Source organism: Trichococcus sp. ES5, assembly GCF_900067165.1.
Lineage (GTDB): Bacteria > Bacillota > Bacilli > Lactobacillales > Aerococcaceae > Trichococcus > Trichococcus flocculiformis.
On record NZ_FJND01000034.1, the window covers coordinates 1 to 13,415 of the forward strand.

11 protein-coding genes and 1 pseudogene are annotated in these 13,415 nt (G+C 47.5%); 4 read left to right on the plus strand and 8 right to left on the minus strand.

Annotated features, from left to right (window positions below; genetic code table 11):
- A pseudogene (locus TES5_RS14215) lies at positions 1 to 390 on the plus strand (transposase); the annotation flags it as partial.
- A 159-nt stretch (positions 391 to 549) separates the two neighbouring features.
- On the opposite strand, the gene TES5_RS14220 reads toward TES5_RS14215, so the two are convergent.
- From TES5_RS14220 to TES5_RS14235, 4 genes are read right to left on the minus strand one after another with little or no spacing between them, the layout of a single operon-like run.
- A complete protein-coding gene (locus TES5_RS14220) occupies positions 550 to 1,566 on the minus strand; it encodes a LacI family DNA-binding transcriptional regulator (RefSeq protein ID WP_068562642.1) in 1,017 nt (338 codons plus the stop codon).
- 37 nt (positions 1,567 to 1,603) lie between these two features.
- A complete protein-coding gene (locus TES5_RS14225; protein ID WP_068562643.1) occupies positions 1,604 to 2,617 on the minus strand; it encodes an aldose epimerase family protein in 1,014 nt (337 codons plus the stop codon).
- Positions 2,610 to 3,284, minus strand: a complete 675-nt coding sequence (gene pgmB, locus TES5_RS14230; RefSeq protein ID WP_068562650.1) for a beta-phosphoglucomutase — start codon at positions 3,282 to 3,284, stop codon at positions 2,610 to 2,612. The genes TES5_RS14225 and pgmB overlap by 8 nt, the downstream gene beginning before the upstream one ends.
- A gap of 23 nt (positions 3,285 to 3,307) precedes the next feature.
- Positions 3,308 to 5,581: a glycoside hydrolase family 65 protein gene (locus TES5_RS14235; protein WP_068562644.1), complete on the minus strand. Its 2,274-nt coding sequence runs from the start codon at positions 5,579 to 5,581 to the stop codon at positions 3,308 to 3,310.
- 246 nt (positions 5,582 to 5,827) lie between these two features.
- Here TES5_RS14235 and TES5_RS14240 point away from each other — a divergent pair, with 246 nt between their 5' ends.
- Complete coding sequence (locus TES5_RS14240; RefSeq protein WP_068562645.1) at positions 5,828 to 7,498, plus strand: PTS transporter subunit IIBC; 1,671 nt, start codon at positions 5,828 to 5,830, stop codon at positions 7,496 to 7,498.
- Positions 7,499 to 7,863: 365 nt separating this feature from the next.
- Positions 7,864 to 8,682 carry an endonuclease/exonuclease/phosphatase family protein gene (locus TES5_RS14245; RefSeq protein ID WP_068562646.1) on the plus strand — a complete coding sequence of 273 codons (819 nt, stop codon included), beginning with the start codon at positions 7,864 to 7,866 and terminating at the stop codon, positions 8,680 to 8,682.
- Between the two features lie 174 nt (positions 8,683 to 8,856).
- On the opposite strand, the gene TES5_RS15470 is transcribed toward TES5_RS14245, so the two are convergent.
- The 4 genes from TES5_RS15470 to TES5_RS14265 all read right to left on the minus strand — a co-directional run bounded on the left by TES5_RS15470 (position 8,857) and on the right by TES5_RS14265 (position 13,000).
- The gene (locus TES5_RS15470; RefSeq protein ID WP_068562647.1) at positions 8,857 to 9,864 is read right to left on the minus strand and encodes a DUF1186 domain-containing protein; all 1,008 of its coding nucleotides are present in this window, start codon (positions 9,862 to 9,864) and stop codon (positions 8,857 to 8,859) included.
- 244 nt (positions 9,865 to 10,108) lie between these two features.
- The gene (locus TES5_RS14255; RefSeq protein ID WP_068562648.1) at positions 10,109 to 10,312 is read right to left on the minus strand and encodes a nucleotidyl transferase AbiEii/AbiGii toxin family protein; all 204 of its coding nucleotides are present in this window, start codon (positions 10,310 to 10,312) and stop codon (positions 10,109 to 10,111) included.
- Complete coding sequence (locus TES5_RS14260) at positions 10,309 to 10,917, minus strand: type IV toxin-antitoxin system AbiEi family antitoxin domain-containing protein (protein WP_068562649.1); 609 nt, start codon at positions 10,915 to 10,917, stop codon at positions 10,309 to 10,311. The genes TES5_RS14255 and TES5_RS14260 overlap by 4 nt, the downstream gene beginning before the upstream one ends.
- Positions 10,918 to 11,263: 346 nt before the next feature.
- Positions 11,264 to 13,000, minus strand: a complete 1,737-nt coding sequence (locus TES5_RS14265; protein WP_232309432.1) for an FtsX-like permease family protein — start codon at positions 12,998 to 13,000, stop codon at positions 11,264 to 11,266.
- Positions 13,001 to 13,152: 152 nt separating this feature from the next.
- On the opposite strand from TES5_RS14265, the gene TES5_RS14270 reads away from it, so the two are divergent.
- On the plus strand, positions 13,153 to 13,415 hold a 263-nt coding region (locus TES5_RS14270), incomplete at its 3' end, for a transposase (protein WP_232309412.1).

The following is a 13,415-nucleotide window of genomic DNA, read 5'->3' on the forward strand; positions in this document are numbered from 1 at the left end:
GTTAGAAATTATGGTTACTTTGCATTGCTTTCTAATGAGGTCAATGATCCGTTTGAAGCGTTGTCTCTTTATCGCAGCAAGGATGTTGTTGAAAAAGCCTTCGGCAATTTAAAAGAGCGCCTCAACTTCAGAAGAATGCAAGTTTCGTCCGAATTATCCCTGAACGGGAAGCTTTTCGTGGAATTCATCGCTTTAATCTACTTGTCCTATGTGAAAAAGAAGATGCAGGATGCCGAGCTATTTAACCAATGGACTCTCCAAGGTGTACTGGATGAACTGGACACGATTGAATTATTCGAGTCCCCCGGACATGGACGCCTGTTGGGAGAGGTTACGACGAAGCAGAAGGAATTATATGAGGCGTTAGGGGTTGCCCCTCCCTCGTTATAAATTCCGGGAATTCAGGATTTAAATGAATAGCCCATCACAAGACAGATTAATACAATTTTAGATATGTTTTGAATATATCGCACAGCAAGCCCCCTTGATTCCAATAATGCATTGGAATCAAGGGGGCTTGCTTTATTTTATTTGGAATATAAAATTTACTTACTCTCCCCGCACCCGCATAACCGTCTCCCTCTCGATCACTTCATGCGGCACGATCATTTTCGGCAGCAAGGCGCTCGGTTCGTTGAGTTGGCGGATCAGGAGGGCGGCGGCTTGTCGGGCCAGTTCCTGGACGTGGATGTCGATGGTCGTCAGGAACGGGTGGGACAGGGTCGCAAAGACGGAATTGTTGAAGCTGATCAGCGAGATGTCGTCCGGAACTTTGTACTTGTCCAGCTGCAGATACTGCAGGACACGCAAAGCTAGGCGGTCATCGCCGACGACGAGTCCGGTAGGTTGGGTCTCTTCGAGGAACTCCTGGAAAGCCATGAAATCAGTCGGCGTTTCGAAATAGAGTTCCGGATGGACGGTCAGGTTGGCGTCGCGTAAGGCATCGGAATAGCCTTTATAGCGTTCCTTATCGACGACTTGCGAAGGCGTCAGACCGACATAACCGATCCGCTGATGCCCATGTTGGATCAGGCAGTCGGCCGCCGATTTGCCGGACAGGCGGTTATCGTTGTCGATGTAGATCGTCTCGTTTTCGTAGACATCGGGTTTCCCCAGCAGTGCATAAGGAATCTTCTCATCATGCAGGAACTTGCGGATCGGATCTTTCGCCTCCGAATACAACAGGATGAAGCCATCGACCAGTTTGCGTTGATGCATCAGGCGCACGCTGTCCTTCAGTTCCGCCATCGTTTTCCCGGTCGCCAGGGAAATCATGTATTTCTGTTCGTTGCAGACGACGCCGATTTCCTGGATCATCTCGAGGAAGAGCGGATTCTGCGCAGGATTCCCCATCGTTCCCACCGGCAGAATAACACCGATCGTCTGCGTGGACTTGTTGGCCAGGTTCTGGGCGGCGAAGTTGGGCGTATAGCCCAGTTTATGCATCGCTTGGCGCACTTTCACTTTTGTGTTTTCGCTGATCAGCGGACTGTCCTTCAACGTGCGTGAAACGGTTGAAGTAGCGACGCCTGCTTCTCTGGCGACATCTTTTATTGTAACGGTCATAGGCATTTTCCTCAGAGTTCATTTTTGTATTCTAAGATTACCATGTAAAGTTGTAATTTTGAACCCTTGTCACTAAAGTATTTGGCGCCAGAACGATATTGTCCCAGCCCGGATGATGGATGGCGTCCGGCACTTCCTGCGCTTCGATCGCCAAGCCGAGGTGGCTTTGCATCGGGCGTCCGTTCACAAGATAAGGCTCATTCATGTCGGTCGTCGAAAACAACACGATGCTGCTGCGGTTGCTGGATAGCACCATCTCCCGGCCACTGCCCGCATAGCTGAGGACCAACTGCTTTTGTTCGTCCGGGTGCATCAGGAACACGTCGTCGAATCCTTCCGGCTTTTTTTGAATGGCGTCGCCGATAACAGTCGCTTCGCGGAAATCGAAAGCCGTCCCCGCCACCGCTTGTTTCGTACCGGTCGGCAGCTTATCTGTATCCAATTCCAGCACTTCTTCGCAGGCCAGCTGCAAAGTATGATCGGTGATCGGACGCTTGGCCTCGCCGCTTAAATTGAAATAGATGTGGCTCGTCGGATTGAACAGCGTCTCTTCAGAGCAAGCGCCTGTCATTGTAATCGTCAAGCAGCCTTCCGCATCCAGCGTATAGCTGACTTTCGCCTGCAGCTGGCCGGGATAGCCGACCGTTTCCGGCGTCGATTCCAATGTGAAAGTGACGGTCACTGCTTCTGCCGCCTCTTCGGTCGTGAAGTCCCAGAACTGCTGGCCCCAGCCCCGGCTGCCGCCATGGATATGGTGCTTGCCGTTATTCTGTTCCAGCTGCACCGTTCCCCACTTGCCTCCGGCGATCCGGCCGGCAACCGGTCCAACGGTGGCGCCGAAGGAAGCGCCGTCGTTTCCGTAGGCTTCGGCATCAGCCAAGCCCAGGACAATATTTTCACTCCGGCCTTCCCGGTCCGGGACCAGCAAACGGATCAGCCTGGCGCCGTAGTTGATGCAGCTGACGGACATGCCGTTCGGCTGGCTCAGATCGATGCGCCACACTTTTTCCATTCCGATGCTGCCCCATTCGCGGACAGTGATGCTAGCCATTGGCCGTCGCCTTTTCCCACGTATCGCGCAGGACGGCAAGCGACAAGTCGCTCGTGTCCGCCAAGACGCGGTCGGCTTGCGCCAGCACTTCAGCGTCGCCGATTGCGATCGCAGGAATATGCGCAGCTTTGATGGCCTCCACGCCTGAAGCGGCATCTTCCACGCCGATGCACTCGGCTGGTTTTGCCCCTGCCAGCTCCGCGCCGGCCAAGAAGATGTCCGGAGCCGGTTTACCTGCAGCCACTGAGGCTGGATCGACGATGCCGTCGAAGTAGTCCTTGACCTGCAAAAGCTCCAGGATGCCTGGTGCGTTCTTACTGGCGGAAGTCACGATCGCCTTCAGACCCGCTTCGCGCAATTCTTCCAAAAGCGGCAGGATGCCCGGCAGGATGTCCGCCGGTGTCATTTCCTGGATCAATTCCAGATAATGGTCATTTTTCTTTGTGCACAAGGCTTCTTTTTCAGCTGTGGAATATTTATCCGCCAAGCCGCCGAATACCAGGATGCGCTCGAGCGAATCGATGCGGCTGACACCCTTCAGCTCTTCATTGAAGGCTTCGTCAACGGTGACCCCCAACTCCGCGCCGAGGTCACGCCAGGCCAAAAAATGGAATTTGGCAGTGTCGGTGATGACGCCGTCCAAGTCGAACAATACTGCTTTCAACATTTCTTTCTCTCCTTTGATGCCGCTCATGCGGACACGGTCTTTTTCAGTGCGACTTTGATTTCATCTTTCAGTTGCAGTTCTTCATCATAGATGCGGACAGACAACGCTTCGCCTTTCACCAAGGTCAAGCTGACGTGTTCTTCGTTCACCGCGATCAGGATCAAGCTACCGCGGTAGTTGATGTGGAATTGGTAGTGCGTCCAGTCTTTCGGCAAGAACGGCGCGAAGCTCAGACCATCTTTGGCGCGCATGCCGGCGAAGCCTTCCGCAATCGTCAACCAGCTACCGGTCATCGAAGTGATGTGCAAGCCGTCTTCGGTATCGTTGTTGTAGTTGTCCAGATCCAGTCGGGCAGTGCGTTGGTACAATTCCACAGCTTTTTCTTCCTTGTGCAGTTCAGCGGCAAGGATGGCGTGGATGCATGGTGACAAACTTGATTCATGCACGGTCATCGGCTCGTAGAAGTCAAAGTTGCGTTCTTTTTCTTCCAACGTGAATTCGTCACCGAACAGATAGATCCCTTGCAGGACGTCGGCTTGCTTGATGAAGCAAGAACGCAAAATCTTGTCCCATGACCAGTGTTGGTTCAACGGCAAATCAGCTTTATCCAGCGCGCTGACCGGTTTCAGATCTTTGTCCAGGAACGTGTCGTGCTGTACGAAAACTTGGCGCTCCTCATCGTAAGGGAAGTACATGTTGTCGATGATGTCCTGCCATTTTGCTTTTTCGGCTGCGGTGATGCCCAGCGCTTCTGCGCGTTCCGGATATTTCTCCAGGCTTTCCAAAGTATAACGCAGCACCCAGACAGCCAAACGGTTTGTGTACCAGTTGTTATTGATGTTGTTTTCGTACTCGTTCGGTCCGGTTACGCCATGGATCATGTAGCATTGCTTGTTTTGCGAGAAGTGTACGCGGTCCGCCCAGAAACGGCTGACGGCGCTGAGTACTTCCAGCCCTTCTTCGGCCAGGTAGCTTTCATCGCCTGTATAGGCGGTATAGTTGTAGATTGCATAAGGGATCGCACCGTTGCGGTGGATTTCCTCGAAAGTGATTTCCCATTCATTGTGGCACTCCACGCCGGTGAAGGTCACCATCGGATACAACGCGCCCTTCAACCCTTGTTGCTTCGCATTATGGAAAGCACCCGGCAATTGGTTGTGGCGGTATTTCAAGAGATTGCGGGTAACTTCCGGCTCGGTAACCGCCAAGTAGAACGGCACGCCGTAAGCTTCCGTATCCCAGTAGGTAGCGCCGCCGTATTTCTCGCCGGTGAAGCCTTTCGGCCCGATGTTCAGGCGCTCATCTTCGCCGTAATAAGTAGAGAACAGTTGGAACAGGTTGAAACGGATGCCTTGTTGCGCTTCGTCATCTCCGCCGATTTCGACATCCGCCAGGTCCCAACGCTTAGTCCATAGATTCGCTTGTTTTGCTTCCAATTCTTCGAAACTTTGGCCAGCTACTTTGGTGGCGTAGATTTCTTCGGCAGTTGCTGCCAGCTGGTCCTTCGCATGATCGCGGCTCGTCGTCAGCGTCACGTATTTCTCTAATAAAAGTACTTGGCCGTTTCCGGCTTCCCCTTCGAACACTTGGGAGACGAACAATTCTTTGCTGTTGTTGCCTTTTTGATTGAAGCCTGTCGCTTTGTGGTGCATCGCTGCAGCCACACTGAAACGTTCAATGCCGAAGTTGTTTGGGATCGTTTCGACGACCAGCGTATCGTCCGTTTGTTCGACCCATTCCCAGAACATTTCATCATAGTTGGCATCTTCGTTTTGGACATTCCCGTCCAGAGCACTTTCGATACGGATCGCGGCCTTTTCCGAGGCTGTGACTTCCACTTTGATAGCGCAAAGTTCCTTGATGTCGATGCTCAGGAAGCGGGTGAAATGGACGGTGATTTCTTTACCGTTCTTCACTACCGTAAAGAAGCGTTCCAAGCGGCCTTTTTCCATATCCAACGTCAAGTCGAAGTCTTTCACTTCATCGGTGTAAAGATCGATTTCTTCTCCGTCCACAAAGATGTGCATATACAGAAAATTCATCGCATTGATCACTTTTCCGAAATATTCCGGGTAGCCGTTTTTCCACCAGCCGACGCGTGTTTTGTCGGGATACCAGACGCCCGCCAGATACGTGCCTTGATGGTGATCGCCCGAATAGGCTTCCTCGAAGTTTCCACGCATGCCCATGTAGCCGTTGCCGAGACTGGTCAGACTTTCCTGCAGGCGGCGATTTTCTTTGTCTAATTGTTTGGTTGTTACTTTCCAAGGATTGATTTCAAAAATTTGTTGCGTCATTATTGGTTCCCCCTTATTTGTTCTTCCCCCTTAGTTTACGTGCAATCGGTTGCATTGTCAATGCAAAAGTTGCATTATTATTTCCGACGCATGATTTCCTTGGCATTGAAACGTTTTCTTCATCTATCCGTTTAAAAACCAATTTATTCTAAAATAGACCGCTTGCAAAATTTCTGGATATGGTCTATACTTTGAATCGCAAACGTTGCAATCGATTGCACTGACAAATTTGAGAGGAGTTTTAAAATGAAAAATATATTTACATTCGATTTTTGGCAAAAATTCGGTAAGGCTTTGATGGTCGTTATAGCGGTCATGCCGGCAGCTGGTTTGATGATCAGTATCGGCAAGATGATCGCTATGTTCTCTGGAGATGTCCAATTGTTGCTGACAACGGCTGGGGTAATCGAAGACCTGGGCTGGGCTGTCATCGTCAACCTGCATATCCTGTTCGCTGTCGCCATCGGGGGTTCCTGGGCGAAAGAACGTGCCGGCGGAGCCTTCGCAGCACTGCTTGCCTTCATCCTGATCAACCGCACGACCGGTAAACTTTTCGCAGTGACCGGAGATATGTTGGCTACGGACGGAGCGACTACCAAAACCTTGTTCGGCCAGGACATCCTGGTGAACGGCTACTTTACCAATGTATTGGGCGCACCTGCTTTGAATATGGGTGTCTTCGTCGGGATCATCGCCGGTTTTGTCGGTGCCGTCGTCTTCAACAAGTACTACAATTACCGCAAATTGCCTGATGCATTATCTTTCTTCAACGGCAAACGCTTCGTGCCTTTCGTCGTTATCGGTTGGTCCGTTCTAATTTCCCTTGTTTTGGCAATCATCTGGCCAGTCGTTCAGACCGGCATCAATAATTTCGGGATTTGGATCGCGGACTCCGCGGATACCGCACCGATTTTGGCACCGTTCGTCTACGGTACGCTGGAGCGTCTGTTGTTGCCGTTCGGTCTGCACCATATGCTGACGATTCCGATGAACTACACTTCTTTGGGTGGAACTTACACCATTTTGACAGGCGCTGCTGCAGGTTCTCAAGTGTTCGGTCAAGATCCGCTTTGGTTGGCTTGGGCCAGCGATTTGGTGAACTTGAACAACACCGGCGATACAGCAGCCTACAATGAGTTGCTTAACGCATTCACTCCTGCCCGCTTTAAAGTTGGTCAAATGATCGGCGCAGCCGGCAGCTTGATGGGCTTGGCTTATGCTATGTACCGCAACGTCGATGTCGACAAACGTCCGAAATACAAATCCATGTTCTTCTCCGCAGCCATCGCTGTTTTCCTGACAGGGGTAACCGAACCGCTTGAGTACATGTTCATGTTCGCTGCACCACTGCTTTACGGCGTTTATGCAGTATTGCAAGGAGCCGCATTCGCTATGGCCGACATCATCAGCCTGCGCGTCCACTCCTTCGGTACGCTGGAATTCCTGACCCGCATCCCGATGTCTTTGAAAGCCGGCTTGTGGTTGGATGTCGTCAACTATATCTGGGTGACGCTCGCATTTGCCGTAATCATGTACTTCGTTGCCAACTTCATGATCAAACGCTTCAAATTCGCAACGCCAGGCCGTTTGGGCAACTACACGGACTTCGACGGCGAAGCTGAAGAAGCTGCTCCTGCCACTGCAACACCGGAAGGCAACGCTGGTGCATCCGATAACGATAAACTAGTTTGGAACATCATCGACGCATTCGGCGGCCAAGAAAACATCACTGAAGTCGATGCTTGCATGACCCGTCTGCGCGTCACGGTCAAAGATGAAACCCAAGTTGCAGAAGATAAAAAATGGTCCACATTGGGTGCACGCGGCGTCATCCGCAAAGGCAAAGGCATCCAAGTCGTGTACGGTCCCCAAGCAGATGTCCTAAAATCTGATATAATAGATCTATTAGGAAGATAGGAAAAGCGGAACGGGTTCGTTCAGCCCTGATTAAGGAAACACTGTGACCTAATCGGTCAAGTGTATCATGCCTCTAAGCGATTGAAATCGCAAGAGTCATGACAATTTAGGAAATCTGTCCGACTGAGCATCGAAGAGCGCAATTGCTGAGAGACTTTCTGCGTCAGCAGATTAGTCGAACAGTATGTCTTGGCTCGCAGAGACAAGAGGTTCCTTATTCTTTTTTCCGAAGGGCTTACCCGTGTAGCTAGCCATCATTTTGGATGCACGAAACACTTTAAAAGTCTGTAAAACATCCCAAATGATGCACTTTCTATTTTAAAAGATTATCTTAATAACTATATATTTAGAATGGAGAGGACCTCATGAAACTACTGACATTGAATACGTACAGCTGGGTTCAAACAGCAGACCCCGAAACTTACGCCGCCCTGATTGCGGACATTCTGGAAAACGAATACGACGCTATCGCCCTGCAGGAAGTGAACCAGCTTTCCAGCGGCACAAGCGTCAACGAACCGGAGGGCTATCTGCCCACCCAGAACGAAATCCCGATCAAATCGGATAACTTCGCCTACTTCTTGGTGAAGTCCTTGGCGGAGAAAGGACTTTCCTATCATTGGTCCTGGGTACCTTGCCACCAAGGCTACTTCCGTTTCGATGAAGGAGTCGCCATCCTCAGCAAAGCGCCGATTCAGTCAGTCGAACAGGTCCAACTTTCTGTAGTCAATGATTTCGAAAGCATCCACACCCGCCGCGCTTTGGTCCTCGAGACCGAAGCAGCCGCTTTCGTCTCCGTCCACCTGTCCTGGTGGAAAACGGAAGAAGAAAATCCGTTCTTGTTGGAGTGGACTTCCGTTGAGACGGCTGTCAAAAAACTGCGCGGCATCAAGCCCATCTATGTCATGGGTGACGTCAACAACCCAGCCGACGTCCGCAACGAAGGCTACGACCTGATCACGAATGCCGGTTGGCAGGATGCCTACACCGTCGCTGCAACGCGTATTGGATCTGCGACTGTTCCGCCGGCGATCGACGGTTGGGAAGGAAACGAAGTCCCGCTGCGCATCGACTACATCTTCTCAGACCAGCCGCAAGCGGTTGAAACCTACGAAGTGAAATTCGACGGGAAGAAGTTGCCTTGCGTGTCTGACCATTACGGGGTTGCGGTTGCATACGCCTGAGATTGATACATTTGAAAGAAAGAAGATCTACCTCGCGCGAGGTAGATCTTCTTTTTACATTTAGTTTTGTTGGACCCAGTGGCGGGGGTGCCGCGAAATGCGGAATTAGCCCGCCAAAAGCGTTTTGACGGGCTAATTCACTTCGTCACCTAAATTCTTATATCGTTTTTCCACTTACTTCCCGCAGCATTTCTTGTATTTCTTGCCGCTCCCGCAAGGACAAGGGTCATTGCGGCCGATTTTTGGTTCATTGACGATTGGCGTCACCTTCGGTTGGTGCACGAAATTCAGATTGTTGTTGGTCAGCTGCTCAAAATAGTTCTCTTCGGCAGAATCTTCTTCATTTTCAAAATACGCCCAGTTCCTCATTTCACCGATCGTATCATCGATTTTTTGTAAGTTTCTATCTCTCTCGGCTCTGTACAGTACCATCGACTGGCCTTCCACCATGGCCTGATCTACGGATCCCATACCAATCAGGAAAGAATCCACCTTATCATTCTTATAGGCTTCCTTTATTTCATCATACACCTCGCCCGGGTAGATATCCGTACAGAGATTTATCAGCAACGTGAGAATGGTTGGATTATCGATCGTGGGAAGCAGTTCTTTGTAATAAGCCATAAGCTCCTGCCGTTCGAGCTCCCCGTTCAATGTCAAAATAGCCAAGGCGGTTAGCGCTTCAACTTTGATATACTTATCGACTTCCTCGTCCTCAACCAGTTGCTTTATGGATGCCACATCATTTCCGCAAATGGATGCCATTATCCTCCCGGCATAATCTGTCATCGCGTCTCCAAACAACTTGTCCGTCAGCCCATTCGGCAGACTGAACAGTTCCAGCACAATAGGATAAGCTTCCTTGACTCTGAACTGAGCCAACAGAAGAACCGCATAAATATGTCCTAAATAATCAAAGTTGTTGCTGAATTGTTCCGCATTATCCCTCACCTCTTCAAGGAAAGCCATCAATAAAGGAATCGCTTCTTCTTTTCTGGCAATAATTTCCGCCAACTCTTCCTCAGGGAAAATCCTGTCGGGATCACATTTGATGCGATCAATTAGTTCAGCCATCGTCTTTTCGGAATGGCCAAAAGTACCTGTCGTGCATTTTGGATCATTGTCGTTTAATTGATTATCCACTGCTTCCAACACGGTTTCTTTCAATTCTCTGCTCACCATCACTAACACCTCACCAATGATATAGGTTTTTGGAACTGCTCTTTTATGCAGCTTCATCTTATCATACCGTTACTACTTTGAGCACCATTTAGTAAAAGCGGTGATCAAAAATGATAAACAATGTAAGCAAAAAAGCGCAGTTGTCTGCAAAACGAAGAGGCAATTTTTTTGGTTGGGCCCGTTAATTGCGAAGAATCGGACATCCAGGCCCAAAAAAACAGGAGCCTCTCAAATCGTGGCGGCTCTATATCACGAACCATCTGTTTTTCTTTTTATTTTGCCCGACCAAATATCCACCTTTCAGAATAAAGTTTTCTTTATAAGCCGATTGACTTAAACGAAAAAGAAATCGTTCCATAATGAAGTTACGCTGCAGTAATTGTGCAGGGATACCCGTTTTGGTTTGTATGTTTTTGATTTTTTGTTTCATTTGAGTTGGGGTTATCACAACAATACCTCCACGTAAGTTTTTATTTTGTCCAAAACGTTATATTTTTCAGCCAGGTAAAGTAATTTTGGGATATTTTTATCGGGTCTTCGCATATATTTTATGATTGCTTGTAAAAGTGTATCTTTATCCGCTTCATACCGTGTACTAAACATATTACACAAGGTCCGTTCCATTGAATAGATCACAATATCGTTCCCATTGCTGCTTTTCACTGTCATTTGGTCCTCCTGCCAAACTGACCGTTCCTTCCATACCAACGAAATGGGTTGCTCTTTAATTTTTTTCGAATGATAACCGCGCGGGAAGGTCATCGTGTAGATAAAAGGCGTTGTGTCGGACAATCCATGCAAGTAAAGAGCCGTTTCATGGGAATATACGCCTTTCGCAAACCGTTTTTGATAAATATACATCTCATCCTCGTAATAAAGTGGTGACAAATAGATTCCCCCGCTGATTTTTTCGAATCCCTCTTTTTTCAGATAATTTAACGATGCTTGATTCGGATAGCCTTCCTCTTTCAACGTGGCCAAGAACACAACGCCGTGATTTTTTTCTACCTCGCGCGCTACGAGTTCTATTAATTTATTTTGATTTTCCGACACGGTAATCACCACCTATTTTGATTTATATACAACAAACTATATATCAATGTAGTATGAAAGTCAAAAAGCAGGGACTGCCCAATATCAGCGGCTTTTTCTTTCGCATTGGGTGGCTCTGTTTATCGTACTCGCCGGCTGGGAAGGAAACGAACCCCCGCTCCGCAGCGACTACATCTTCATTGATGAATAAAGAGAAAAAGCTGTCTCATGAGGCAGCTTTTTTTGGTTGGGCTCGATTTTTGTGGGGTTGTTGTCCGATAACTCCACAGTATCGAACAGCCAAGCCAGATATCCGAAAACAGGAGCCGCCCCACACGGGAACGGCTCCTGTTTTTACTGATGCATACTATTCAACAATGCCATAGTAAACTTTTGACGTTACTTGATAAATGAGCCAATAAATCATACTAAATACGGTTATTACGCCGGTAAAGCACCAGAAGACTAATGCTGTATTGACCACACTGAACAAGAGCAATAGTTTTTGAATAATCGGAAAGGCAAAGGCTACATGAATCACAGCAATGATGAGCGGCAAGAGGAACATCCAGACAATTTGTAACCGGGTAGTCTTACGAATCATTTGCTTATCCAAGCCAACTTTTTGCATGATTTGAAATTTGTCTCGGTCATCATAGCCTTCTGAAACTTGTTTGAAATATGTAATCAGCGCTGCTCCAAAAGTAAACAATAACCCAAGAAAAATCCCCAAGAACAAGAAGCCGCCATTCATACTGTACCATTCTTTACGTAGAAGTTCCCTTGACTGAAAATATGAGTTTCCACTGTCACTAACGACAGCAGCCGTTTTTTCAGAATAGTCCTTCTTCTGCGCTTGCGTTCCATTCGTGTTCCAAGAAATAACTGCATCTGCAACAATCGGAAGGTCAATCTCTCTTAATCTAAAATCAGTTTCCATAATGGATTCTAAGGTCTCTCTAGAATCCACTATCATAATCATATTAGGACTCTGTGATTTATCCATTTTCAAGGGGTTATCGATTTTTGATTTGACTTGATACGTTGTATTTCCGATTATCACTGCGGAAAAACCAAATGTATTTTTTGAATCAAACAGTAATACTTCATCAGAACTTAACGGGACGGTTTCGCCAACTATCCGTTCATAATCTTCTCTGATAAGCAGCTGAATAGTATCCGGTATCTCTTTAGCAAAATCAGCCGCACCAATCATAATTTTGTTATCTTCCACACTACTGAACAAATTATAGTACACATACATTTCTGTCCCCGTAACGTTTAATCCATTCGTTTCTGTTTCCTTTTCGATGGCTTCAAGTTGTTCTTCCAAATCGACGGGTTCATAATAGGTTCTTTGGTTCTCATAAGGCAAACGAACCGTTAAGGTATCTTCGGTCCCAATAAAAATAGCTGCTGTCGTTGATACCGCAACAATGACCATAGTTGCTAGAATAGTGATATTCGCTAACCCCACTGCATTTTGTTTCATCCGATAAAGCATCCCGGAAATTGAAATAAATGGACTCGGGCGATAATAGAACGGCTTATTTTTCTTCAGTTTTTTCAGGATGAAAATAGAGCCGGAAATGAATAAGAAGTACGTACCGGCAATAACCAACAGTACTGCAAGAAAAAAATAAATCATGGCATCAAGCGGATTATCAATGGTCAGTGACATCCCGTATCCTGACCCGATCAATAGTAATGAAAGAATAAACAGTAAAAGCGAACTTTTTGGCTCCCGCTCTCCTGTCTGCTTGCCTTTAATCAATTGGATAGGATTCGAAAACGTTACTTGCGTGATATTGTAAACTAACGTTACTAAAAAGATCAGGGCAAACAGTCCGATCGTAATCAGCATTGCCTGTATCGTAAAAGGAAAAGACATTTCTATCCCGAACTTTAAAGCATAGTTCAAAACAAGGAAGGCAAGTTCCCCCAATAGATGCCCCACTACCACACCTACAACAATACTAAAACAGCTTGTTACCATTGATTCAATCGTCAATATTTTGGAAACGTGGCTCTTCTTCATTCCCAATATAGCATATAGACCAATTTCTTTTTTTCGACGTTTGATCAGAAAACTGTTGGTATACACCTGAATTATTCATAGATTTTCAGAAAATGCCTTAAAACGTTAGTCTTACAACATATTTTATCTTTCCAGTTCACACCCAAAAGGTGTGAAAAAAGAACCCCTATCTGTTATGGTTAATGTACTACCAACAACCATAGAAAGGGGTTCTCTCAATGGCAACTTTACACGAAAACACTCTAAAATTCAATCAAAAAATGACGGTTACAAATACTGGAGGTAATCTCTCCACGGATGCTGGTCTCATTTTGGTTAAAGAATTCCTTCATTCAATCGGATTCGAACAGTTGATGGAGAAAGAGCTTCATTTTCAAGACTCCCGTCTCTCACCTACACATTCGAATGAAACCATCCTTGAACAACTGATTTTCCAATTAATTGCAGGCTATGATACCGATGCATCTGCCAACATCTTACG